At 67.4% G+C, this 24,806-nt stretch carries 22 protein-coding genes; 7 read left to right on the forward strand and 15 right to left on the reverse strand.

Going from position 1 to position 24,806, the window contains the following annotated elements; all coding sequences use genetic code 11:
- Positions 1-93: 93 nt before the first annotated feature.
- From GOC52_RS16365 to gap, 3 genes are all read right to left on the reverse strand, one after another.
- Positions 94-1,470: a DUF3999 domain-containing protein gene (locus GOC52_RS16365; RefSeq protein WP_010484085.1), complete on the reverse strand. Its 1,377-nt coding sequence runs from the start codon at positions 1,468-1,470 to the stop codon at positions 94-96.
- Positions 1,467-4,142, reverse strand: a complete 2,676-nt coding sequence (locus GOC52_RS16370; protein WP_049453734.1) for a DUF2339 domain-containing protein — start codon at positions 4,140-4,142, stop codon at positions 1,467-1,469. The genes GOC52_RS16365 and GOC52_RS16370 overlap by 4 nt, the downstream gene beginning before the upstream one ends.
- Positions 4,143-4,267: 125 nt before the next feature.
- The gene (gene gap, locus GOC52_RS16375) at positions 4,268-5,272 is read right to left on the reverse strand and encodes a type I glyceraldehyde-3-phosphate dehydrogenase (RefSeq protein WP_010484083.1); all 1,005 of its coding nucleotides are present in this window, start codon (positions 5,270-5,272) and stop codon (positions 4,268-4,270) included.
- Between the two features lie 193 nt (positions 5,273-5,465).
- On the opposite strand from gap, the gene GOC52_RS16380 reads away from it, so the two are divergent.
- The 5 genes from GOC52_RS16380 (at position 5,466) to GOC52_RS16395 (ending at position 9,372) form a co-directional block, all read left to right on the forward strand.
- The gene (locus GOC52_RS16380; RefSeq protein WP_088026957.1) at positions 5,466-6,095 is read left to right on the forward strand and encodes an OmpW/AlkL family protein; all 630 of its coding nucleotides are present in this window, start codon (positions 5,466-5,468) and stop codon (positions 6,093-6,095) included.
- 387 nt (positions 6,096-6,482) lie between these two features.
- Entirely contained in the window at positions 6,483-6,776 is a 294-nt protein-coding gene (locus GOC52_RS20935; RefSeq protein ID WP_019338990.1) for a transposase, read from the forward strand.
- On the forward strand, positions 6,773-7,606 hold the full coding sequence (locus GOC52_RS16385; protein WP_458309520.1) for an IS3 family transposase: 834 nt from the start codon (positions 6,773-6,775) through the stop codon (positions 7,604-7,606). The genes GOC52_RS20935 and GOC52_RS16385 overlap by 4 nt, the downstream gene beginning before the upstream one ends.
- A 135-nt stretch (positions 7,607-7,741) precedes the next feature.
- On the forward strand, positions 7,742-8,560 hold the full coding sequence (locus tag GOC52_RS16390) for a S1/P1 nuclease (protein WP_143993921.1): 819 nt from the start codon (positions 7,742-7,744) through the stop codon (positions 8,558-8,560).
- Positions 8,561-8,571: 11 nt separating this feature from the next.
- Positions 8,572-9,372, forward strand: a complete 801-nt coding sequence (locus GOC52_RS16395; protein ID WP_010484080.1) for an MBL fold metallo-hydrolase — start codon at positions 8,572-8,574, stop codon at positions 9,370-9,372.
- 57 nt (positions 9,373-9,429) lie between these two features.
- Here the strand turns inward: GOC52_RS16395 and GOC52_RS16400 are convergent, their stop codons facing one another.
- Genes GOC52_RS16400 through GOC52_RS16410 form a run of 3 tightly spaced genes read right to left on the reverse strand, consistent with a single transcriptional unit; the run spans position 9,430 to position 11,547 of the window.
- Positions 9,430-9,993: a hypothetical protein gene (locus GOC52_RS16400; RefSeq protein ID WP_191849908.1), complete on the reverse strand. Its 564-nt coding sequence runs from the start codon at positions 9,991-9,993 to the stop codon at positions 9,430-9,432.
- Positions 9,990-11,189 (reverse strand): M56 family metallopeptidase, encoded by a 1,200-nt coding sequence (locus GOC52_RS16405; protein WP_191849911.1) that lies wholly within the window; start codon positions 11,187-11,189, stop codon positions 9,990-9,992. The genes GOC52_RS16400 and GOC52_RS16405 overlap by 4 nt, the downstream gene beginning before the upstream one ends.
- The gene (locus GOC52_RS16410) at positions 11,182-11,547 is read right to left on the reverse strand and encodes a BlaI/MecI/CopY family transcriptional regulator (protein WP_010484077.1); all 366 of its coding nucleotides are present in this window, start codon (positions 11,545-11,547) and stop codon (positions 11,182-11,184) included. Before GOC52_RS16410 ends, GOC52_RS16405 begins: the two co-directional genes overlap by 8 nt.
- Before the next feature lie 118 nt (positions 11,548-11,665).
- On the opposite strand from GOC52_RS16410, the gene GOC52_RS16415 reads away from it, so the two are divergent.
- Together GOC52_RS16415 and GOC52_RS16420 are read left to right on the forward strand one after the other, a co-directional pair.
- Positions 11,666-12,223 carry a flavin reductase family protein gene (locus GOC52_RS16415; RefSeq protein WP_100446616.1) on the forward strand — a complete coding sequence of 186 codons (558 nt, stop codon included), beginning with the start codon at positions 11,666-11,668 and terminating at the stop codon, positions 12,221-12,223.
- A gap of 34 nt (positions 12,224-12,257) precedes the next feature.
- A complete protein-coding gene (locus GOC52_RS16420; RefSeq protein WP_099559957.1) occupies positions 12,258-14,210 on the forward strand; it encodes an acetyl-CoA hydrolase/transferase C-terminal domain-containing protein in 1,953 nt (650 codons plus the stop codon).
- An 86-nt stretch (positions 14,211-14,296) separates the two neighbouring features.
- Here the strand turns inward: GOC52_RS16420 and GOC52_RS16425 are convergent, their stop codons facing one another.
- The 9 genes from GOC52_RS16425 to GOC52_RS16465 all read right to left on the reverse strand — a co-directional run bounded on the left by GOC52_RS16425 (position 14,297) and on the right by GOC52_RS16465 (position 24,804).
- On the reverse strand, positions 14,297-14,602 hold the full coding sequence (locus GOC52_RS16425) for a HigA family addiction module antitoxin (protein WP_010484074.1): 306 nt from the start codon (positions 14,600-14,602) through the stop codon (positions 14,297-14,299).
- A gap of 11 nt (positions 14,603-14,613) precedes the next feature.
- Complete coding sequence (locus tag GOC52_RS16430) at positions 14,614-14,892, reverse strand: type II toxin-antitoxin system RelE/ParE family toxin (RefSeq protein WP_010484073.1); 279 nt, start codon at positions 14,890-14,892, stop codon at positions 14,614-14,616.
- Positions 14,893-15,163: 271 nt separating this feature from the next.
- Positions 15,164-17,161 (reverse strand): transketolase, encoded by a 1,998-nt coding sequence (gene tkt / locus GOC52_RS16435; RefSeq protein WP_019660003.1) that lies wholly within the window; start codon positions 17,159-17,161, stop codon positions 15,164-15,166.
- Positions 17,162-17,497: 336 nt separating this feature from the next.
- Entirely contained in the window at positions 17,498-18,817 is a 1,320-nt protein-coding gene (locus GOC52_RS16440; RefSeq protein WP_019660002.1) for a dicarboxylate/amino acid:cation symporter, read from the reverse strand.
- 57 nt (positions 18,818-18,874) lie between these two features.
- Positions 18,875-20,590, reverse strand: coding sequence for a BatD family protein (locus GOC52_RS16445; RefSeq protein ID WP_171955070.1), 1,716 nt, complete (start codon positions 20,588-20,590; stop codon positions 18,875-18,877).
- Positions 20,587-22,425 (reverse strand): tetratricopeptide repeat protein, encoded by a 1,839-nt coding sequence (locus tag GOC52_RS16450; protein WP_191849913.1) that lies wholly within the window; start codon positions 22,423-22,425, stop codon positions 20,587-20,589. Before GOC52_RS16450 ends, GOC52_RS16445 begins: the two co-directional genes overlap by 4 nt.
- Positions 22,422-23,432, reverse strand: coding sequence for a vWA domain-containing protein (locus tag GOC52_RS16455; RefSeq protein WP_191849915.1), 1,011 nt, complete (start codon positions 23,430-23,432; stop codon positions 22,422-22,424). The genes GOC52_RS16450 and GOC52_RS16455 overlap by 4 nt, the downstream gene beginning before the upstream one ends.
- Positions 23,429-23,878, reverse strand: a complete 450-nt coding sequence (locus GOC52_RS16460) for a DUF4381 family protein (protein ID WP_191849917.1) — start codon at positions 23,876-23,878, stop codon at positions 23,429-23,431. Before GOC52_RS16460 ends, GOC52_RS16455 begins: the two co-directional genes overlap by 4 nt.
- Positions 23,875-24,804, reverse strand: coding sequence for a DUF58 domain-containing protein (locus GOC52_RS16465; protein ID WP_126560746.1), 930 nt, complete (start codon positions 24,802-24,804; stop codon positions 23,875-23,877). Before GOC52_RS16465 ends, GOC52_RS16460 begins: the two co-directional genes overlap by 4 nt.
- Positions 24,805-24,806: the final 2 nt, after the last annotated feature.

Consider the following 24,806-nt stretch of genomic DNA (forward strand, 5'->3'; position numbering starts at 1 on the left):
GTCTCCCGCGAACCCACCCCGCCCGGCCAAGCACGGCTTTTGCTTTACGCGACCATCCGCCCACCCACGAGGGGCTGCGCCGTTCGCCGGAACCTACGCCGAAGGCGCCGGCTTCTGCCGAAGCAGACTGACCGCCAGACCGCCCACTACCAGCACACCCAGACCCAGCAACGCCCACAGCAACCACGACTTCCAATCGTGCTGCGGTTTCAGCGCCGCGTCGCCGGCCAGCGGCTCCGGGCTGCCTTCCAGGCGCGCCAGCGTCGGCTGCCACGACGGGTCGTTGCGCAACCGCAGTTCCTCGATCAGCACGCCAATCGGCGCCTCCGTGCGGCGCGCGGTCGAGCTGCCCACCGCCAACGCGTAGGGCGCCGCGCCCTGGCTCAGGAATACCAGTACTTCGGGCTGGTAACCCAGGCGCAGAGTCGGTGCGGTGGCCGTTTCGGCCGGGTTCGCCACCAGCTTCCAATAGCGATCCCGATGCACCCCGCCCAGCGGCTGCGCGGCCGATTGCTGCCGTTGGCCCTGCGCACCCTGCTGCAGCTGATAGGCAATCCACGGTGCACTGCGGCGCTGCCATTCCGCGCTCTGGTCATCGCGGCTGAACAATGTCCACTGCACCAGGCTGTTGTCGGTGCTGGCCACGTCGGCACGTGCCGCCGGGAAGCGGCCATCCATCTCGAAGGTGTATTCGCCCTTGCCCTTCGAGGTCGGTTCCAGCGACAACCATTCCCACGGCAGCGTCGCCGGTGCCGGCGGCAGCTCGGCCAGTACGCTGCGCAGCGTCGGCAGACGCGCATCGCCTTGCGCCAGCACGCGCAGATAGCGCGCTTCACCATCCACCTGCAGGCGGCGCTGCAGCAGGCGCTTGCCGGCGCGCTGCAGATCCACCAGCGGAATGTCGCGGCCAATCGCACGCCAGTGCTGCAGGTCGTCGCTGACGTCCAGCTGCACCTGAGCCTGCAACGGCTGGCCACTGTCAGCCCAATCCAGCACCAGCGCCGCCAGCGGCTGCTGGCCCAGCACACTGGCGTCGATCAGCCAGCCACCCTGCCCGCTCGCCGCCGCACCACCACTCACGCGGGCTTCCACGCGACGCACACGGCCATCGGTATCGCGCTCGGTCAGCAACTGCAGGTCGTTGCGCTGTGCTTCGGCCAATGGCGGCAACGCGAACCACGGCAGCTCACGCTGCACCGGCGGCTGCGCCAGCGGCTGATCCGGCGCCAGCAAGGCCGACGGCAACGATTGGCCGGCGGCATTGAACACCTGCACATCGCCCAGGTCCGCACTGCCGGCGCGACGGTAGATCGCCGGTTCCAGCACAACACGGTAGGCACCCGATTGTGCGCTGGACAACGTCAGCGGCCACTGTTCGGCGTACTGGGTACGGTAATCGGCGGCCTGTGCGGTGACGGCGGCCAGCATGCCGAACATCGCCGGCAGCAGCGCCCTGCTCCACGTCTTCATTGTTTTTCCTCCACGGTCGGCGCCGCGCTCGGCGGTGCCGGTGCCAGATAACCCACGACCGTGCACAGCAGGCCGTAAGCGATGAACGATGCGATACCCAGCAGGTTGCCCAGGTGCTGGCGATCGATGAGTACCAGCTTGGCCAGCACCACACCCATCAGCACGGCACCGACCATCCACAACACGCGCTGGCCGCGGCGCGAACCCCAGACCCAGGCGATCACGCCGAGCACGCTCCACAGCACGGTCAGGCTGGTCTGCGCCAGGCTGGAACGCATCATCGACGAACTCCACGACAGGCCGCCCCACTGATGCACGCCGTGCAGCACCAGGCTGGTCAGCGCGACGAAGGTGGCCAATGCCAACAGCGGCAGCCGGATCTTCACCAGTGCCTGCGGCGCCTGCCCGCTGTACAGCCAGCGCGCCAGCAGCGCCAGGCTCAACCACTGCCCCAGCTCGGCCGGGTTCAACACCGGCAGCCACAGCAGCGGCGCGGCGTCCCCCGGCAGCAACTGGCCGAACAGCCAGCCTGCGGACAGCAGGCCGAACAGCACGCACTGCAACGGCAGGCGCACGCTGTCGAAGGCAGCCCCCAACGGCCAGCGCAGTGCATTCCAGCGCCACAACGACAGCGCCGCCATCAGCAGCCACGGCAGCGTGAACAACAGCAGCGTCCAGCCCTGTGCCAGCCCGGCCTCGCCGCCGCCCCACAGGGCCAGCAACGAAAGCAGCGACGGCCACAGCAGCCACCACAGGAACTGCGCGATGCGTGCCACGGTGTCGCCGCCCTGACGCAGGCACAGCAACGTACGTACGCCCAGCGCCGCGAACACCGCCCAGGCCAGTGCGCCATAGCCGGCGAACGGCTGCTGGTGCGCATCGCTCTGCATCAGCGCCAGCGGGAAGCCCAGGGCCAGCATCGCCAGGGCGGTTACGCCCAGCGCGCGTGCCGGCTGGCGGCGCTGCATTTCAGCCGCCAGCCAGGCCGTGGCCGCGACCAGCACCAGCAACGCATCGGCCTGCGTGCGCTGCGGGAAGAAGCGGAAGATCTCGTGCACCAGACCGCCCAGCCACCACAGCAGGCCCCACAGGTAGTAGACCAGTGCGATCTCATGGCGCTCCCTGCGCTGGTAACTCCACGCCGACGCGAAGCCGGCAATGGCCAGCAGCAACGCGCCGATGGCGGTCGGGTTGAGCAGGAAGCGTGCGTCTTCGAGCCAGTGGTCGGCGCCGGCCACAAAGGCGAACGCAGCACCGATCTGCAGCAACGCGCCGGACACCTGCGGCAGCCAGCGTTTCTGGCGCAGGCCCAGCCAGGCCAGGCCCGCACCTTCCAGCGCGAACACCGCGCCGGTGGCACGCGCAGACAATGCCAGCGGCACCGCCAGCGTGGCGAAGCCCACCGCCAGCACCGCATGCGACTGCGCCAGCACGGTGTAAGACGCGCGCGCGATCAGTGCCCGCGCCAGTACGGCGTAGATCGCCGCCAGGCCCAGCGCGCACAGCGCCAGCGTCATCGGCTGCTCGTGCAGCATGCCCGCCTGCATCGAGAAGGCGACCAAGGGCGTGCCGAACACCAGGCTGCCGTCGACCAGGTCACGTCGCCCGGCGGGCTGCCGGCGCGCGTACAGCAGCGGGATCAACAGGTAGAAGGCGAAGAACAGCAGCAGGAACGGCTCGGTGCTGCTGAACTTGTCCGGCGCGTACTGCAACACGCCCCAGAACGTACCGATGCCGAAGGTAAAAGCGAAGCCAAGCAGGTTCAGCGCACGCCACGGACGGAACCAGGCGATGGCAAAGATGCCAGCGTTGAGCACCGCGTAGTAGCTGAACAGCCCCACGTGGTTGCCACTGCCGGTGGACAGCCACAGCGGTGCCATGAAGCCGGCGAGGATGCCCAGCACCGCCAACGTGCGCGAGTTCTGCACCACCGCCAGCACGCACAGGCCGGCCACCAGCGCGATCGAACTGGCGAAGGCAAACCCGGGGTTGAGCAGCTCGAACCGTTTGAATGCGGCGAAGATGGTCAGCAGCAACACGCCAATGGCACCGCCCTGCAGCGCCAGTGCGAACAGGCGCCGGCGCTCGCGCTGGTGCCAGCCGAACGCCAACAGGCCCAGCGCACCCACGGTGACACCGGCCAGGCGCAGCTCGATCGGCAGCACCAGCCAGCCCTGGTCGCTGACGTACTTCAACAGCGCGGCAACACCGGCCAGCAGCACCAGCATGCCGATCTTGACCGGCACGTTGCCCTCGGTGAACCAGCGCTTGACCGCTCCGATGCCGCGCTCGATGAAGTTGGGCAGCGCCGGCTCGGAAGGCAACGGCGGCTGCAACGGCGCGTGTGGCACTGGCGGTGGTGCGACCGGGCGCGGCACCTCCGTTGCTGCAGGCACCACTTCGCGCACCGGCGGCGGCGTTGGCTGGGACGGAGGCGGTGCGGCAGCCGCCACCGGCCGCAGGAACGGCGGATCGGCGCCGGCCGCAGGCATGGGCGCAGCCCGTTCTGGCGCAGGCTCGGCTGCAACCGGCCGGACGGCCGGCGCGGCGGCCAGGGCACCTTCCAGCGCGGCCACACGGCGGCGCAGGCCGGCAATCATCACCAGCGCCACCACCAGCAGCAGCGGGATGGCCAGCAGGACCAGTACCACCAGGGCGATCAATGCTTCCATTGCATGCTTCCATTGCAATCCCGCGCCCCAGCGGCAGCGGTCGACCGGCCCATGCTACGACAGGGCTGGCCCCATAAACGACGAACCCCGGCCAGGCCGGGGTCCGCGTGCGATCTTCGCCGGCCTTACTTGGCGGCGACGACCTTGGCCATTTCCAGGCACTTGTTCGAGTAGCCCCACTCGTTGTCGTACCAGGTGACCAGCTTGACGAAGGTGCCGTCGAGGGCGATGCCGGCCTCGGCGTCGAACACCGAGGTGCAGGTCTCGCCGCGGAAATCGGTGGCCACGACCTTGTCTTCGGTGTAGCCCAGGATGCCCTTCAGCGGGCCTTCGCTCTGTGCCTTCACTTCAGCGCAGATCTCGGCGTAGGTGGCTTCCTTTTCCAGCTCGACGGTCAGGTCGACCACCGACACGTCCGAGGTCGGGACACGGAAGCTCATGCCGGTCAGCTTCTTGTTCAGTTCCGGGATGACCACACCGACGGCCTTGGCCGCACCGGTGGACGACGGAATGATGTTTTCCAGGATGCCACGGCCACCGCGCCAGTCCTTGTTGGACGGGCCATCGACGGTCTTCTGGGTGGCAGTAGCCGCATGCACGGTGGTCATCAGGCCACGCTTGATGCCCCACTTGTCATTGATGACCTTGGCCAGCGGGGCCAGGCAGTTGGTGGTGCACGAAGCATTGGAGACGATCGCCTGGCCGGCGTAGGTCTTGTCGTTCACGCCGTAGACGAACATCGGCGTATCGTCCTTCGACGGGGCCGACATGATGACCTTCCTGGCGCCGGCATCGATGTGCTTCTGCGCGGTTTCCTTGGTCAGGAACAGGCCGGTGGACTCGATCACCACGTCCACGTCCACTTCGTTCCACTTCAGGTTGGCCGGGTCGCGTTCCTGGGTCAGGCGGATCTTCTTGCCGTTGACCAGCAGGTCGTTGCCCTGCACCGCCACGTCGGCCTTGAAACGACCGTGCACGGAGTCGTACTTGAGCATGTACGCCAGATAGTCCGGCTCCAGCAGATCGTTGATGGCCACGATTTCGATGTCGTCGCCGAAGTTCAGCACCGCCGAGCGCAGGACGTTACGCCCGATGCGACCGAAACCGTTGATACCAACCTTGATTGCCATGTTCTCAAGCTCCTGCGGCCGCGACGGGTGCGGCGGGATGGATAGGGCCCACAAGTCTAGCAAACCGGGGCTGGCCACCGCGGGCCAGCCCCGGCGGGCAGCGGGCCGGCAGACAGGATTTGATCCGGATCAAAGCGTTAGCGCGATGTGAGGCCGAAACTGGCCACATCCACCCAGCAACGAGATCACCCCCATGCGCAAGACCTCCCCCCTGATCGTGGCCAGCCTGGCCGCCGCCCTGTCGCTCGCCGCCGCCCCGGCCATGGCCCAGTCCAAGGGCGACTGGACCATTTCCGCCGGCGTGCACCAGGTGGCCCCGAAGTCGAACAACGGCTGGCTGGCCGGCCACACCCTGAAGGTCGACGTCGACAACGACGTCAAGCCGACCATCACCGGTGAGTACTTCATCGCCGACAACCTGGGCATCGAAGTGCTGGCCGCGCTGCCGTTCAAGCACGACATCAACATCAATGGCCTGGGCCGCGTGGGCAGCACCAAGCAGCTGCCGCCGGTGGTGACCGTGCAGTACCACTTCAACAGCAAGGGCAAGGTGTCGCCGTTCATCGGTGCGGGCGTGAACTACACGACCTTCTTCAGCGAAGACACCACCGGTGCGCTGAAGGACAGCCGCCTGAAGCTGCAGGATTCGTGGGGCCTGGCCGCGCATGCGGGCGTGGACTTCGCGATCGGCGAGAAGGGCGCGCTGCGCGTGGACATGCGCTGGATCGACATCGACAGCAAGGTGAAGTTGAACGGCGAGAAGATCGGCACGGTCAACATCGATCCGCTGGTGTACGGCGCTTCGTACGTCTTCAAGTTCTAAAGCGGTGTGTTGAGCGCGGGGGCTTCGCCCCCGCTCCCCCGCTGCACGCGAAACCCTCGCAGCATGTTGCCCCGGTGATTGCCGGGGCTTTTTTGTGCCTGGGACTGAAGCGGTTCCGGAGCTGGGGCAAGGCGGGGAGCCTGCACATCCGAGGCGTAATGGTTGCCTGCAATTGCAGAAGGCGGATTTTGATCCTGCATTTGTTCTTGATGTTGCCTTTGACGTTTGCATCCGCCTCCGCGGCCATGTTTGGAGGGGAGCGCAGAGGGAGGGGCGGCGGGACCGTTGGCGCCATGGATGGCGCCATCGAGCCTCCAGGGACGGATTGTGGTGGTCTAATCAACTTGGACACTCGATAGGATCAATTTCAAGCATCGAGGTAGACCCATGGCAAAGCAGATCACTCAGGGCATGAGGGACGAGGCGGTTCGCCTTGTGGTTGTGGAGGGGCAGACAGTCAGGGACGTCTGCCAGCTGATGGATGTCGGCCCGACGGCGCTGAGGCGCTGGATCGAGCAATGGCGTCGAAAACATGACCCGCAGGCCGAGGCACCGCCCGTAGATGCCCAGGTCAGAATCGCCGAGCTGGAGGCCCAGAATCGCAGGCTCAAGGAGGAGCGCGACCTACTAAAAAAATCCATCGCCTTCTTCATTCGGGACAGCGATCACCGGAACAGGTGATCCAGGAATTGGGGAAGGTCGCTCCGATCCGGTTGGTGTGTCAGTTGATGGACTATCCCCGTAGCAGCTACTACGCCTGGCTGCACCGGGAGCCCCGGATTGACCGGGAACTGCTGGCCCAGGTTGATCTGGTTCGTCGCATTCATCAGTCCCACCGGGGGAGCTGTGGCTCTCGCAAGATGGCCAGGGAGCTGACCAATCGCGGCCTGCCAGTGGGTCGCTACCGCGCCCGGACGCTGATGCGCCGGGCCGGCGTCAGGGCGCGGCAGCACCGGCGGCACAAGTACCACAGTCTGGGGCCGCAGGCACTGACCGCGCCCAACGTGTTGGAACGCCAATTCAACCCGGAGGCACCCGACCAAGTCTGGGCAGGGGATATCACCTACATCCCGACCCAGCAAGGCTGGCTCTATCTGGCCATCGTGGTGGATCTGTTTGCCCGACGGATCGTGGGCTGGGCCCACTCTCACGAAGGGGATGCCTGGCTGGCCGTCAGAGCCCTGCGTGGGGCTCTGAAACAGCGTCGTCCCAACGGGCGACTACTTTTCCACTCGGATCAAGGTCGGCAGTACACCAGCCATGCCATGGCCGAAATTCTGCGTGACAACGGCATCACCCAAAGCATGAGCAGGAAGGGCAACTGCTGGGACAACGCGGTGGTGGAACGGGTTTTCGCCACCCTCAAAGGGGAGTGGCTTTACTCCAAATACCCCACTCGACAGGAGGCTGCAGCAGACATCGAGCAATTCGTGGACTGGTACAACCACCGTCGGCCGCACAGTGCCAACGGCCTTGTGCCACCTGCGCTTTGTGAAGGGCAGGTGGCCTGAACTCCCTTTGGGAGTGTCCAAAAATACTTGACCACCACAGATTCACGGCGTGTCCCGCCGCCCCTCCCTCTGCGCTCCCACTTCGGAACAGGAACGCGCCGCTCTTCAATCCACCTACCCCGCTAGAATGTGCACATGAAAGCCCTGCACTCCCTGTTCCTCGCCGCCGCCCTGGCGCCGGCCCTGCTGTCCGTCTCCGCCCCCGCACATGCCTGGGGCGCGCAAGGCCACCGCCTTGTCGCCGAAGTCGCCGACGCCCGCCTCAACCCCGCCGCCCGCGCCGAAGTGGACCGCCTGCTGGCCACCGAACCGGACGCCACGCTGGCCAGCATCGCGCCGTGGGCCGACCAGCTGCGCGCCAAGGACCCGGGCCTGGGCCGCCGCTCGGCCGGCTGGCACTACGTCAACATCGCCGAAGACAACTGCCATTACGAAGCACCGAAGCACTGCAAAAACGGCAACTGCATCGTCGAGGCCCTGAAGGCACAGAGCGCCATCCTCGGCGATCGCAGCCTGACCGACGGCGAGCGCCTGCAGGCGCTGAAGTTCGTGGTGCATCTGGTCGGCGACATCCACCAGCCGATGCACGCCGGTTACGCCCACGACAAGGGCGGCAACGATTTCCAGCTGCAGTTCGGCAACCGCGGTACCAACCTGCACTCGCTGTGGGACAGCGGCATGCTCAATACCCGCAAGCTGGACGATGCGGGCTATCTGCCGCTGCTGCAGAGCCAGCGCGCGCCGAAGCTGGCGCGCCAGTCCAACCCGCAGCGCGACCCGCAGACGTGGGCCGAGGCCAGCTGCCGCGTCTCCATGCAAGCTGGCGTTTATCCGGCCACGCGTAAAATCGGTGACGAATACACCGAACGCTACCGGCCGCTGGCCGAAGCGCAGCTGCGACTGGCCGGTGAGAACCTGGCGCAGTTGCTGAACCGCGTGCTCGGCACGCGCTGAGGAGAGTTCCGATGTCGGTCCAGGTGCAGTCGTTCTTCCACCGTGACAGCAACACCTTCAGCTACCTGGTCAGCGACCCGGCCAGCGGCGAGGCGGCGCTGATCGACCCGGTCCTGGACTACGACCCGGATACCGATGCCAGCAGTGAAGCGCCGTTGCAGGCCGCGTTGCAGGCCATCGAACAACAGGGCCTGCAGCTGCGCTGGCTGCTGGAAACCCATGCCCACGCCGACCATGTGTCGGCCGGGCGCCGGCTCAAGCAGCGCTTCCCGCAGGCCACGCTGGCCATCGGTGAAGGCATCCGCGCGGTGCAGGCCACGTTCGCACCGCGCTATGGCCTGCAGCTTCCCGCGGCCGATGAGATCTTCGACCACCTGTTCAGCGATGGCGAAACCTTCGCTTTGGGTGAACTGCGCTGCCAGGTGATCGCCGTGCCCGGCCACACCAGCGACAGCATCGCCTATCTGATCGACAATGCGCTGTTTACCGGCGACTCGCTGTTCATGCCCGACGGCGGCACTGCCCGCTGCGATTTCCCGGGCGGCGATGCCGCGCAGTTGTACCGCTCGATCCAGCGCCTGCTGGCCCTGCCCGATGCGACGCGCGTGTTTGTCTGCCACGACTACGGCCCGGGTGGCCGCGGGTTCGCCAACGAAACCACCATCGGCGAACAGCGCGCGCACAACATCCACGTGCACGACGGCGTGGCCGAGGCAGAGTTCGTCAGCGTGCGCCAGGCCCGCGATGCGACGCTGGAAGAACCGAAGCTGATGCAGCCCGCAGTGAAGGCCAACATCCAGGGCGGGGCCTGATCCACGTCGCTGCGCCCGCCGGGCATGGCCCGGCGCTACCCCGGTCATCGCGAGCGATCATTTTCCCTGCGTGCGCACCACGTGCTGGCCCTTCACGATCTCGAAGGTAAAGGCATATTGCAGGGTGACGGCCACCGGCTCGACACGCTCGGCGCCCCGGCAGTCACCGCGATTGGCAGGCACCTTGCCGGCCGCGAAGTGGCAGACCGCTGCGGACGAGTACTTCCACATCGCCACGGCTTCCTGCGCTGCCTGCAGCAGGGGCGCATTCTCGCCCGCAGCACCTGCCACGCACTCCGGGCGATCGGTCAATGGCAGGCTGCGCTCGACGTCGCCGTTGGCATCAACCACCACCTGCAGGCAGATGGTGGTCGGCGCCAGTTCCGCGCGCGGGTCGCGATCACCGACCTCCGGGTCCGGTGCCGCGTACAGTTGCGGCATCCGGTAGCCCTCGGTCGCACCCAGCGAATACACCTGCGGCTGCCCACTGCCGCCGCCCGTCTGCGGCTGCAGGCGCTGGTGACCGACATTCTCGCTGCGGGTATCGACGGTGGTCAGGCGATCCTGGGTTGCACACCCCACCAGCAGCGCCGCCATCATCAACAGCGGCGCGGACTTCACTTCGCGTCCTCGGTGTCATCCATGGCGTAGGTGATCGGAATGCGTACGGCACCGGCCACCGGCTTGCCGTTCTTCACCGCGGGACGATAGGTCCAGCTGCGCGCGGCGGCGACGGAGACGGCGTCGAACACCCCCGGATTGGTCGCACTGAGTACCCGCACATCGGTCGGATGGCCCTGTGCATCCACTTCCACGCGCAGGTTCACCACGCCTACCTGACGCTGCTCGATCGCAGATTTCGGATAGGACGGTGGCGGCATCTTGTCGACCTGGATCTCCCGATCCATGACGGGCGCTGCCGGGCCAGCCTCCACAGCGCTCTGGCTGGCCCATGCCACCGCCCCCATGCCCACACACAACCCGACCACCAGCACCTGCCCGGACACCCACGGCAATGCCTTCCGCTTGGACTGCTTCAACATGGCGATACGCTCCTTCAACACGGGTTGGCTGCGCCAATGGCAGACCGCGGGCGCAACCGGGTGGACCAGCTGCGCCTTCAGCAGCGTGCTGGCATAGAGGCCGCGCAGCGCAGGCTGCGGACCGATGGTGCGGGCATCGCAGGCCAATTCCTGATCGCGCAGGAAGCGGCGTGCCGCCCATGGCAGCAGCGGGTGGAACCAGAACACCGCGCGCGCCAGCAGCAGCGCGCCGTTGGCCCAGTGATCGCCATGGCGGCGATGGCTGCGCTCGTGCTGCAGGATCAGCCCCTGTTCCTGTGCGCTGAACTGCTGGTCGAATGCCGGACCGACCACGATGCGCGGCCGCCACAGGCCCACCAGGGCCGGCAGGCCGGGGTCGCCGCTGGCCTGCCAGCTGCCATCGGCACGCAGCTTCAGTGGGCCCATCCGTCGTTCGAAACGACGCTGTGCGCGCAGGTCGCGCAGCAGGCACAGGCCCGTGCCCAGTGCCCACAGCACCAGCAACAGCCCGGCCCATGGCAACGACGGCCCGTTCAGGGCATCGATGGCACCGGGCATCACTTTCAGCGGCAGCGTGGGTACCTGCTGCAACAACGCAACCTGCGGCAACGGCAGCATCAGTGCCACCAGCAGCATCGGCAGCAGCCACCAACTGCGGTAGGCCAGCCCCGCGCCGCCCATCCGCACCAGCAGCGGTCGCATTACTGCCAGCAGGACCGCGCCCACCGCCAGCCACAGGCTGGCCTGCCACAATCCGTCGAGCAGCTCAGTCATGGTCCAGCTCCTGGATCAGCTTCTTCAGTTCGGCGATGTCCTGCGCGCTCAACTGGCCGCGCTCGCTGAAGTGCGCGACCAGCGGCGCCACGCGCCCCTCGAAAACACGCCCGATGAAGTCCTGGCTCTGCGCCTCCACCCATGCCTGGCGCTGCAGCAGCGGCCGGTACAGGTAGCGCCGGCCATCGCGCTCGGCAGCGATCGCGCCCTTGGTCAGCAGGCGGTTGAGCAGGGTCTTGATGGTCGGCTCGGCCCAGTCGCGGTGGGCCAGCGCGGCCACCACGTCATCGGCGCTACGCGGTGCCTGCTGCCACAGCACCTCCATCACAACGGCTTCGGCTTCGCTGATCGGGGTCATGGTTTACATCCGTAATCGACAGCCCGATTACGCGCGTAATCGAATCGCCTGTCAAGCCCCTCTACTCCAGGTTCATCGCACGTGCGCCAGCATCGATTCCTCCCGCCCCAGGCCCCGGATGAAAGCGCTGTCCAAGAAGGATTTCCCGGTCGAGCAGGCGCGCCGCTTGCTCGAACCCGGCCCGATCGTGCTGGTCAGTACCGCGTGGCAGGGCCAGCGCAACCTGATGACGATGGGCTGGCACATGGTGATGGGCTTTTCGCCGTCGCTGGTCGCCACCTACCTGTGGAATGAAAACCACAGCCATGCACTGGCCGTCAGTAGTGGCGAGTGCGTGATCAACGTACCCGGCGTGGAGCTGCTCGATACCGTGGTCGACATCGGCAACTGCAGCGGCCGCGAGGTCGACAAGTTCGCGCGTTTCGGGCTGGATGCAGTACCTGCGCGCGAGGTCGGCGCGCCGCTGGTCGGGCAATGCCATTCCTGCTTCGAATGCCGTCTCTACGACGACAGCCAGGTGCAATCGAGCAACCTGTTCATCTGGGAAATCGTGCGCGCCCACGTCGCGCCACGGCCGAAACTACCGCGCACGGTGCATTACCGCGGCGATGGGCAGTTCATGGTGTCCGGCGCGGAAGTCTCGCGTCGACGGCGGTTCAAGCCCGACATGCTGTAATGCCAGCACTCCCCCACACGCAGGACCGCCCCGCATGACCGAACACCTCACCGACCTGGACGCCGCCGTCGACTGGTTGTTTGCGCGCGTGGACGGGCCGCTGCGGATCGGGGCACCGCTGGCACTGGGCAAGCCACACCGGCTGCTCAATGCCCTCTACGCACGCGTCGAGCACGACCCTTCGCGGCCGCTGCAGCTGTATACCGCACTGTCGCTGAATCCGCCGAAGGCGCGCGGCAACGGTCTGGAAGCGCGCTTCATGGCACCGTTCGCGCAGCGCCATTTCGGCGACGATTTCCCGCGCCTGGCCTATGCCGATGCGATCGCGCGCGACGCGTTGCCGGCACATGTGCAGGTGGAAGAGTTCTACATGCAGTCCGGCGCCCTGCTCGGTTCGCGGCAGGCGCAGTCCAGCTACACCAGCCTGAACTACACCCACGCCGCCGATGCGGTCGCCCAGCGCGCGCCGCAGGTGATCGTGCAGAAGGTGGCGATGCGGCCGGATGACCGCCGGCTGTCGTTGTCGTGCAACAACGACATCACCCAGGACACCCTGGATGCGATGACCGCGCGCGGCCTGCCGCGCCCATTGATGATCGCCGAGATCGATCCGCAGCTGCCCTATCTGGGCGGCTCGGCGACGGTCGATGTGTCGTTCTTCGATCTGGTGATCACCCCGCCGCCGCCGTACCCGGCGCTGTTCGGGCTGCCGCGGCAGCCGGTCGGCGATGCCGACTACGCCATCGGCCTGTACGCCAGCACGCTGGTGCGCGACGGCGGCACCCTGCAGATCGGTATCGGCACGCTGGCCGATGCACTCAGCCACGCACTGGTGCTGCGCCATACCGACAACGCCCGCTACCGCCGCGTGCTGCACGCGCTGGATCCGCAGCTGGCCAGCCACCCGCTGGTGCAGGAGATCGGCGGGCTGGATCCGTTCGAAGTGGGCCTGTACGGCTGCAGCGAGATGCTCAACGAGGGCTTCCGCCGGCTGGTACAGACCGGGGTGATCAAGCGCAAGGTGCACGACGACCTGGCGCTGATGCAGCGCATCGAAAATGGCAGCACGCTGTCCATCGACCACGCCACCCTGGCCGCCGAGGGCGAGTACCTGCACGGCGCGTTCTACCTGGGCTCGCCGGAGTTCTACGAGTGGTTGCGCACGCTGCCGGAAGATGAGTGTCGTGCGATCGGCATGCGCCGCATCAGCGAGATCAACCAGCTGTACGGTGGCAACGAAACGCTGGAACGCCTGCAGCGCCGGCACGCGCGCTTCTTCAATTCCTGCATGATGGCCACCGCGCTGGGTGCAGCGGTGTCGGACGCGCTGGACGATGGCCGCGTGGTGTCCGGCGTGGGTGGCCAGTACAACTTCGTGGCGATGGCACATGCCCTGCCGGAAGCGCGCAGCGTGCTGATGTTCCGCGCCGCGCGCGATGACAAGGGCCGGCGCGAGTCCAACGTGCGCTGGAACTACGGGCACACCACCATCCCGCGCCACCTGCGCGATATCTACCTGAACGAGTACGGCATCGCCGACCTGCGAGGTCTGACCGACGAGGACTGCGTGCATGCGATGACCGCGATCACCGAAGCCCCGTTCCAGGGCGATCTGCTGCAGCAGGCACATGCCGCGCGCAAGCTGCTGGCGACCGCGCAACCGCACCCGGCGCGCCTGCAGCGCAATACGCCGCAGGCATTGGCGGCAGCGCTGGCACCATTCCGCGCCGATGGCAGCCTGCCGGACTATCCGCTGGGCAGCGACTTCAACGAGATCGAGCAGGTGCTGGTGAAAGCGCTGGGTTGGCTGAAGGCCAACACGCAGACCCGCGGCGACAAGCTGCGTACCGTCTGGGCAGCGTTGCGGCAACCGGCCGGCGACGGCGATGCGGTGTACCTGCAGCGCATGGGTCTGCAGGCCCCGACGGATTTCGCAGAGCGCCTGGACGCGCGACTGCTGCGCCTGGCGCTGGCACGCACTGCCTGAGAAAAGGGGACGGAGGGGATCAAGTCGTTCATGCACAGACGACTTGATCCCCTCCGTCCCCTTCTTTATTCATGCATGGCGCGGATCTACTGTCCGATCCTCACTGCATCCTCAAGATACAGGCGGGCAATGGGCGGATGCTCTCGATGCTCGACCTGCCACAGGTCATAGGCCGCCTGCATCGCCAGCCACATACGAGCACTGCCGAGGCCCGCAAGTTCAAGACGGTACGCGAGTTCAGCAGAGATGCCGGCGTGCCCGTTGATGATGGTCGACAGCTGTCCACGGGAATAACCAAGGTGCTGCGCCAGCGCACTGATGGACATGCTGATCGCCGGCAGGATGTCTTCGCGCAGCGATTCTCCTGGATGCGGCGGATCATGCAACGGCATCGAGCAGACTCCTAGTGGTAATCAAGGTAATCGACCAGTTCGACGTCGAGCCCACGAAAGCGGAACACCAATCGCCAACTCGCCGAGACATTCACAGCCCAGTAGCCGCTATAGCTTCCGTGCAGGGGATGCAGGCGATTTCCGGGCAGCCCCATGTCTCCAGGCAGCCGGGCTTGATCCAACTGCAGAAGCAAACGCCGCAACCGAGCCACATGATCGGCACGGACTCCGGAAATGTCGCCCCGCTCATAGAGCGCCTTCAGGCCCTTATGCCTGAAGCTGACGATCATGCAGCACCAGTGTAAGGCCACACCTTACACTCCGCAAATCCAGTATAGGTTTCTGCGCCGCGCTTGTTGACCATTTTTACTATTGAGGTTGTCTCGGCAGACTCTCCTTTTCGCAAGGAACGCAGGCCAGATGAAGAGGCCAACGCGACAGCGGTGCCGTCGGGCGGAACACGCCGTCCCCTTTTCTCGTCCACGCATGGCGTGGATCTACCCAGGAAAACGAGAAAGGCCGGCTTGCGCCGGCCTTTCCTTCATCACGCTGCGATGCTGCTTACAGCGACTTGGCCGCTTCCACCACGTGGGCGGTGGTGATGCCGAAGTGCTTGTACAGCTGATCGGCCGGCGCCGAGGCACCGAAGGTGTCGATACCGACCACAGCACCGTCCAGGCCGACGAACTGGCGCCAGAAACCGGTGACGCCGGCTTCCACGGCCACGCGCTTGCGCACGGCATTTGGCAGCACCGATTCACGGTAGGCCGCATCCTGGCGCAGGAACACGTCGGTGGACGGCATCGAGACCACGCGGGTCTTGATACCGGCCGCGTCCAGCTGGGCCTTGGCTTCGGTGGCCAGCGAGACTTCCGAGCCCGTGGCGATCAGGATCACGTCCGGGGTACCGGCAGCATCGGCCAGCACATAACCGCCGCGCTCGATCTGGGCAATCTGCTCGGCGCTGCGCGGCTGGTGCGGCAGGTTCTGGCGGCTGAACACCAGGCAGCTCGGGCCGTCCTGGCGGGTGATCGCGGCCTTCCAGCTCACCGCCGACTCGACCGCATCGCACGGACGCCACACGTCGTTGTTCGGGATGTAGCGCAGCGAAGCCAGGTGCTCCACCGGCTGGTGGGTCGGGCCGTCTTCGCCCAGGCCGATCGAGTCGTGGGTGTAGACGTGGATGGCGTGGGCCGGGATCAGCGCGCTCATGCGCACGCCGTTGCGGGCGTAGTCGCTGAACACCAGGAAGGTGGCGTCGAACGGAATGAAGCCACCGTGCAGGGCCAGGCCATTGGCAATGGCGGTCATGCCGAACTCGCGCACGCCGTAGTACACGTAGTTGGCGTTGGCGTCGTCGCTGGCAACGGACTTGCTGCCCTTCCACAGGGTCAGGTTGGAGTGCGCCAGGTCGGCCGAGCCGCCGACGATTTCCGGCAGCAGCGGAGCATAGGCTTCAATGGCCAGCTGCGAGGCCTTGCGCGAGGCGATCGTCGGGCCTTCAGCCGCCACCTGGGCGATGTAGGCATCGGCCTTGGCAACGAAGTCGGCCGGCAGTTCGCCGTGCGAACGACGGGTCAGCTCGGCGGCTTCGCTCGGGTATTGGCTGGCGTACTTGTCGAACAGCTGTTCCCACTCGGCCTGGCGCAGGGTGCCGGCGCCATTGGCGCGCCAGCCGTCGTAGATCGCCTGCGGGATCTCGAACGGACCGTACTCCCAGCCCAGCTGCTTGCGGGTGGCTTCCAGTTCGTCCTTGCCCAGCGGTGCGCCGTGGCTGGATTCCTTGCCCGCCTTGTTCGGCGAACCAAAACCAATGGTGGTGCGGCAGCAGATCAGGGTCGGCTTGTCGCTCTGCGACAGCGCGGCCTCGATGCCGGCCTTGATGCTTTCCGGGTCGTGGCCATCGACGTCACGGACCACGTTCCAGCCATAGGCTTCGAAACGCTCCGGGGTGTTGTCGGTGAACCAGCCCTCGACGTTGCCGTCGATGGAGATGTGGTTGTTGTCCCAGAAGCAGACCAGCTTGTGCAGGCCCCAGGTACCGGCCAGCGACGCCGCTTCATGCGATACGCCTTCCATCAGGCAGCCATCGCCCATGAACACCCAGGTGCGGTGGTCGACCACTTCCAGCTCCGGGCGGTTGAAGCGCTGTGCCAGCAGCTTCTCGGCCAGGGCGAAGCCCACGGCATTGGCAAAGCCCTGGCCAAGCGGGCCGGTGGTGGTTTCCACGCCCGGGGTCTCATGGCGTTCCGGGTGGCCGGCGGTGTGGCTGCCCAGCTGGCGGAACAGCTTGAGCTGCTCGATCGGCAGGTCGTAACCGCTCAGGTGCAGCAGCGCGTACTGCAGCATCGAACCATGGCCGTTGGACAGCACGAAACGGTCGCGGTTGAACCAGTGCGGGTTGCTCGGGTTATGGCGGAGGTAGTCGTTCCAGAGGACTTCGGCGATGTCGGCCATGCCCATGGGCATGCCGGGGTGGCCGGACTTTGCGGTTTCAACCGCATCGGCGGCAAGGAAGCGGATGGCGTTGGCCAACTGGCGACGGGTAGGCTGCGTCATGGTTCTGTCGGAATCGGGAGGCGGCCGCGGACGTGCGGGCGGCCTATTGTCCCATAGTCGCCGGGCGGGGGGTCGGTTCACCGTGCCCGGCAGTGCCGGCCGCTGGCCGCCAACTGCGCAGAATTCAATGAAGATCATGAAGTTGCCGGCCAGCGGCCGGCACTACCGCCCCCGGAGTCCGGGGGCTGCGCCCTAGGCGCGGGGGTGTGGAAGCCGGTAAGGGGGGCCTACGATTCGCATCGCGAAACGTGGGAGCGGCAGCGCGCATGCGATGACGCGTACCCGGCCAGCGGCCGGCACTACCCGCCCCCGGAGTCCGGGGGCGGGAATCCGGACTCAGTCCTGCTGCGGGCCCAGCGCCGGGCCATCGTGGCCTTCGCCCTTGGCCACCAGCGTGGTCAGGGCCAGGTCGCCAGTCACGTTCAGCGCGGTACGGCACATGTCCAGGAAGTGGTTCACGCCCAGGATCAGGCCGATGCCCAGCGGGTTCACGCCCACCATCGCACAGATCATCGCCACCACCGGCAGCGAGCCCGAGGGCACGCCGGCCGTGCCGATGCCACCGAGGATGCAGACCGCCATCACCATGATCTGCTGGCCGATGCTCAGGTCCACGCCGAAGAACTGGGCCAGGAAGATCACCGTCACGCCCTCGAACAGCGCAGTGCCGTTCTGGTTGGCGGTGGCGCCCACGGTCAGCACGAAGCGCGACACGCGCTGCGGCAGGCCCATCTGGTCGGCCACGCGCAGCGCGGTCGGCAGGGTGGCGTTGCTGGAGGCGGTGGAGAACGCCATCACCGTCGCTTCCTGGGTATCGCGGAAGAACGACAGCGGCGAGCGGCCGGACAGCCACACGGCGGTGCCGTAGGTCACGATCATGTGCAGGCCCAGCGCGAGCACCACCACGCCCACGTAGGCGCCCAGGCGGATGATCAGCTCGAAGCCGAACAGCGCGGCCAGGTTGAACATGAAGCAGGCCACCGCGTACGGCGCCAGGCGGATGACCAGGTTGATCAGGGTCATCGAGATTTCAAACACGCCTTCGATGGCGCGGCGCAGCGGGGCGACCTTCTCGTCGTCGGTCAACACCATGCCGATGCCGAACATCAGCGCGAAGAACATCAGCGACAGGATCGCGCCGTTGTCAGACGCCGCCTGCAGCACGTTGCTCGGCACGATCGACAGCAGCATGTCCATGCCCTTCGGCGTGCCATGGATGCCAGCAACGATTTCCTTGCTGCGCTCGGCGTTCTCCGACAGCATCATCGCGGCGACCTGCGGATCGACGCCCGCGCCCGGCTTGAGCAGGTTGACCAGCACCAGGCCGATGCCCACGGCAATGCCGGACAGCAGCACGGTATACGCCAGGGTCTTCCAGCCGATGCGGCCGAGGGCGCGGATGTCGCCCATCTCCGACACGCCCATGATCAGCGCCGAGAAGATCAGCGGCACGATCAGCATGAAGATCAGGTTGAGGAACAGGCCCGACGCCGGGGTGGTGATGTAGTCCATTACCCACTTGGCACCGGCCTGCAGACCATCGACGCTGCCACCCAGGGCGTGCACGATCAGTCCCAGGATCAGGCCGATCGCAAAGCCGATGCCCATCTTCCAATGCAGGGGCAACTTCTTCTTGTCGGCAGCAGCTGCTGTCATGCGCGGGTTTCCTCGAAAAATGAATGCACTCTAACAAAGCGCGCAAGCGGCGCCGGTTCAGGTTCGCCGCGGTGGATACAGCGGCGCCAGGCCAGTGTCAGCGGTGATCGCCGCCGCCGACCAGTGCGGTCCGTCACGGAAGACCTCGCGCAGGCGCGTGCGCAGCGGCGCCAGATCACCCTGCCCGCCCCAGCGGGCCTGCTGCAGGTCCTGCAGCACCTGGCGCTGGGCCGGGTCATCCAACCGCGCGATGACCTGCTCGATGCGTTCAACGCCGGCCATCGCGCACAGCTGAGCTTCTACCTGATCGAAGCCTTCACCATCCAGCGCGCGGCGCAGTTCGGCCAGGCCGGCACGTCCAGTCGCCACAGCCGGCACAGCCCCCCTGCCCGCCTCAGGCGACGCCACGCGCGGGCGACGGCCACGCTGCCAGCCCCACAACAGGGTCAGCAGCCACAGCAGCGCCAGGCCGATGGCGGCGCCCATCCATGGCCACGGACGCTCGGCCAGGCCGCTGGCGCGCGGATCGGTGGCCGCGATACGACTGTCCTGGCCATCGCCCCCCGGCAGCGCAGCATCGGTGTCGATCGGCGGCAGCGGCGCAGGTGAAGCACTGCCACCGCCATTACCGGCTGCGACGGCGAGTGTCAGGTCCGGCAGCTTCGCTTCCTGTGGCTTGCCGTTGCGCACGTCCCACCACGGCAGGCGCGGCCCCGGCACCACCAGCGAACCCGGCTGGCGCGGCACGATCGAGTAACGGCGGGTGATCTTCAGCCGCGGCGTGCTGCCGTTGAAGGTCTCTTCGTACTGCGCCGGTTCGGCGAACACCTGCGCGGCGCTGCCAACGTCGGGCACCGGCAGGTCGGTGAACTGCGCGCGGGTGGCACCGTCGGCAATCGCCTCGACCACCACGTTGGCCGCCTCACCGGTACGTGCGCTGGTCGGTGCACTGGTGTAGCGCAGCTGCAGGCCCTGCAGCGGCAGCCACGGCTGCGGCGCCTGTGCCGGCTGTGCCTGTACCTGCAACGTGCGGTCGGCGCCGGTGGCATTCATCCGCCCGTCGCCGCCGCCAAAGAAGTCGTCGAAGAAGCCACCGGCACTGCGCCCACTGAAACGCGCACCGGCCAGCCGAAGTGCACCGCTGCGCTCGGGGATCAGCAGGAAGCGCCGCTCGACCACGTTGTAGCGGCGGCCATTGACCTGCCGCACATCGGTGCGGTCATCGCCCACCCGCTGCAACGACGCACCGGCGGGGGTATCCAGCACCAGTTCGCCGGAGGCCAGCTGCGAAGCGAAATACAACCGCACCACCACGCCTACGCTCTGCTGCACATACGGCGTCTGGTCATCGACAACGGTTTCGATGAAGGCCACCGCGTTGCTGTCGGGGCCGGCCACGGCAGCGGCATCCACCTGCAGGGTCAACGGCGCAGTACGTACGCTGCCCACCTGCAGGCCCGGCACCACCAGTGCACCGCTACGCCGCGGCGTGAGTGCCACGCCATACAGATTGCGCTGCTGCATGCTGCCATTGCTCCACTCCACCTGACGGCTGCTGGTCTGGCCGCTGAGATCGAAGTCGGTACGCAACGGCGTGAAGTCTGGCGCGCCCTGATCGCTCTCGACATTGAGAGTGACCGTGTCGCCCATCGCGATGCGGTCGCGGTCCAGCCACGCGCGCGGCTGCGCCCACGCCAGCAGCGGCAGCCACAGCAGCAGTGCTGCCAGTACCTGCAGTGGCCAGCGCCCGTGCATGTTGATCGCCCGCGTCATCGCCCTTCCCTCTTCCTGCGTTCGTTTTCCAGCTGGAACTTGGCCCGCAGCAATGCGCCCGGATCATCCGGCACGCGCCGCATCCACGCCTCCACCGCCTGTTGCTCCTCGCGTTGGCGCGGGGTGGTGCCGTCGCTGCCTGGCACGGGCTTGCCATCCTGTTCGCCCTTGCCCTCACGTGCCTGCTGCATTGCCTGCTGCATGCGCTGGCGCTGCTGCTCATCCGCCTGCGCCTGCGCCTTGGCATCCTCCACCTGTGGTGGCGCCTGCTGTCCATCGCGGCCACGCTCGCCGGGCTGCGGGCTCGACGGGTTCTTGTCGTCACCGGGCCTGGGCTGCCCCTGCTGGCCCAGTTGCGGCTGGCCCTGGCCGGGATTCTGCTGGCCCTGCTGCGGCTGCTGGCCCTGGGGATTCTGCTGCCCCTGGCCGTTCTGCGGTGGCTTCTGCTGCCCGTTCTGCGGTGGCTTCTGCTGATCCTGGCCTTTGCCACCCGACTGCTTGCGCTTGCGCGCGGCATCGACCACGGCGCGGTTGGCGACCGCGTCGGCCATGCCGGGATGCAGTGCCAGCGCGCGGTCGTAGGCGGCAATGGCTTCGTCGTAGTTGCCTTGGCGGGCCAGTGCATTGGCCAGGTTGTACCAGCCCGCATCGCTGTCGATGCCCTCGAACTGCTTGCGGGCACTGGCGAAATCGCCATTGCGGTACGCCTGCGCACCTTCGGCCAGACGCTGGTGCTGCACCTGGTCGGCGCGCTTCCACAGTGTGCCCTGCACCGGCGGTGAAGCCGGCACGGCGGGTGCCTGCGCCTGCACATCACTCATCCACGGCAGCAGGCCCACCGCCAGCACCGCCGCCAGCAGCGCGCGGCGGCGGAAGGCCAGCAGCGCCAGCAGCATCACCGGTGGCAGCAGCCAGAACCCTTCATCACGCCATTGCTTGCCCTCCCCGGGCCGCTGCGCCGCAGTACCTTCGCGTGCATCCAGTACACCCAGTGCGCGCAGATCACTGTCATCGGCGGCGATGCGGGCATAGCGGCCACCACCGGCGGTAGCCACCGCACGCAGGCTGCCTTCATCCAGCGTGGCCTGGCGGATCTGCCCACTGCCATCCCGGTACGCCGCACCGGCAGCTGTGCCCAGGCCCAGTACCGACACCTGCAGGCCGAGGCTGCGCGCCTGCGCAGCGGCCAGTGCCGCTTCATCATCCGCCTGATCGCTGACCAGCAGGATCTGCCCCCGCAATGCCCCGATCTGGCGCATCAACCGCGTCGCCCAGTCGATACCGCGGTCGGCACGCTGGCCGTCGCGTGGCATCACATCCGGCGACAACGCGTCCAGATACAGCGCAACGTTGCTGCCGTCGTCGGTCAGCGGCGCCACGGTGTAGGCATCCTCGGCGTAGACCACCAGGCCCACCTGTCCGCCCTGGCGGGCACGCAGCAGCTCACCCACTTTCGCCCGGGCCTGCAGCAGGCGCGACGGCGGCAGGTCGGTGGCATTGATCCGGCTGGACAGATCCAGCACGACCAGCAGCGGTGCGCTGGCCTGGAACATCGGCTGTGCCTGCTGGCGCCAGCTCGGCCCGGCCATGGCCAGCGAGGCCAGCGTCCAGCCCAGCAGCACGGCCCAGGGCAGGCGTGCACGGCGGCGCGTGCCCGCAGCCAGCAGATGCGGCAACAGGTGGGCATCGACTGCTGTTCGCCACACATCGCTGCGCCGCTGCCGGTACAACGCCAGCGCGAGGATCAGCGGCAATGCCAGCAAGGCCCACAGCCATTCCGGGCGCAGGAAGTGCAGCGCATTCCAGTCGGGAAGATGGGATGCCAACGCGATCATCGGCGGCGCTCCGGCCACACCCATGCCAACGCCCCCAGCAACAACGCCAGGCCCAACGGCCAGGCATAGCGCTCCTCGCGCGGTCGCAGGCTTGGCCCCTTCGCCGCGATCGGCTCCAGCCGGTCCAGTTCGGCGTAGATGCCGGCCAGCTGCGCGGTATCGCGGGCGCGGAAGAACTGGCCACCGGTCATGCTGGCAATCTTTTTCAACGTGGCCTCGTCGACCGGATCCTGGTCGGCGGAAATGGGAATGCCGAACAGGCGCATGCTGCCATCGCCACCAAACGCGACGGTGTGGATGCGTACACCTTCGGCGCGGGCCACTTCCGCCGCACGCAGCGGCTCCAGCACCCCGGCGTTGCTGACGCCGTCGGTCAGCAGGATCAGCACGCGCTGCCCCTCCGGTTGGCTGCGCAGGCGTTTCACTGCCAGGCCGATGGCATCACCGATGGCCGTCTCGCGCCCGGCCAGGCCGACCACGCTGTCGCGCAGCTGGTCGCGCACGCTGGCCAGATCGGCAGTAAGCGGCGTAAGCGTGTAGGCGCGGTCGCCGAAGATCAGCAGGCCGATGCGATCACCGGCACGACGATCAAGGAAATCGGCGAGCACGGCCTTGGCCGCGGTCAGGCGATCCACCGCCTGCCCGCCCAGCACCATGTCGCCCTCGCCCATGCTGCCGGACACGTCCATCGCCAGCATCATCTGCCGGCCCTGCTGCGGCGGGGTGATGGCCTCGCCCAACTGCTGCGGGCGCGTGAGTGCGATGCACAGCGCGCACCAGCCCAGCCACAACAGCAGCGTGCGCAGCCACGACACATCGACGCGGCCGCCACCGGCCAGCGCTTCCAGTTCCGTCGCTGCATAGGGCACGCGCAGCGCAGCGCCGGGGTCGGCACGACGCTTCCACCAGCGCATCAGCAACGGCAACGGCAACGGCAGCGCCAGCAGGGCCAGCGGCCACGCCAGCTGCAGGTCCGGCCATGGCCAGTAACTTGCCAGCAGGTTCATCGGCGGCGCTCCAGCAGCATGGCCAGGTAGCGCTCGCGCGCCCAGCTGCGCAGCGCCGCCACATCGTTGGCGTCCACCCGCGGGCGATAGGCACCTTCGGCCAGCAGACTGCGACGTGCCGCGGGCAGCGTGCCTTCCGGATCCACGCGCTGCCACCAGGCGTCATCGCGCAGGGATTCACTGCCGGGCTGTGCCTGGCGTGCAGCGCGACGCAGCAGCCCTGCGATCGCCGCCAGTTCGGCAGCCGCATCGGCGGTGGTTGCCAGCTCCTGATCAAACAGCTGCAACCAGCGCTGGCGGCGTCGGCGGCGCTGCCACCACAGGAAGGCCATCGCCACCAGCAACAGCAGCACCACGCCGCCGATCATCAGATAGCCCGGTGCCGGTGGCCACCACGATGGGGACGGCGGCAGCTGCACATCGCGCAGCGGCAGGTTCGCGCTCATGCCGGCACCTCGGTGGGCGATGGTGCCAGCCAGGTGTCGCTGGGCGCATCGGAGGACAGCACCTGTACGTCGACGCGGCGCGCGCCGAGCTGGCGCCGCAGTTCCTGCAGCGGCTCGACAAAATGCGCCTGCCAGTGCGCCTGCACTTCGCTGCGGCGCAGGTCGAGGCCGATGCGCTGGTGCAGGGTCTGGAACTGCAGCGCGGCCGACGGAGGCTGCAGTTCCAATGGATCGACCAGCAGCACCAGGCTGAGGTCATGGTGCTGGGCCAGCGCGCTCCAGCGCGCAGGCGGAATACGGATGGCCTGCTGCGGATCGGCCAGCACCAGCACACGTGCACCGGGGCGCAGGACGCGACCGGCATGGTCCAGCGCGCGTTCCAGGCCAAGGTCATCGGCCGGGGGCTGCGCATACCAGCGGGTGAGCGCATCCAGCACGCGCAGCACGCCGCGCGGGCCTCCTGCCGGTGCGATCGGTGGTTCACGGTCGCTGCCACGCAGGGCGCCGATGCGATCGCCACGACGTTGCGCCGACCACGCGGCGACGGCGCCTGCACGTGCGGCCTGCACCGATTTGAAGCGCACGCGGGTGCCGAAGTACAGGGCCGGCGAGGTATCGGCCACGATCAGGCTGACCCGCTCGCGTTCGGCCTGGAACAGTTTGGTATGGGCACGACCGGTCCGTGCGGTCACCCGCCAGTCGATATGCCGCGCATCATCACCGGCCACGTACTCGCGTGACTCGGCATATTCCATGCCACGCCCACGCAGCGGTGACGGCGCCTGCCCGGCGTTGCCGGCACGGCCACGGCGTGGCGGCGGCGGACGCTGTGCAAGGCGGCGCAGCGCCACCAGTTCGGACAGCTGCGGGCGCAGCCCGTCACCGTCGCTGACGGAGGAGGCGTGGTCCAGGGATGGATCGGTCATGC

The organism is Stenotrophomonas sp. SXG-1 (assembly GCF_014083965.1).
In the GTDB taxonomy this organism is placed as follows: Bacteria; Pseudomonadota; Gammaproteobacteria; order Xanthomonadales; family Xanthomonadaceae; genus Stenotrophomonas; species Stenotrophomonas geniculata.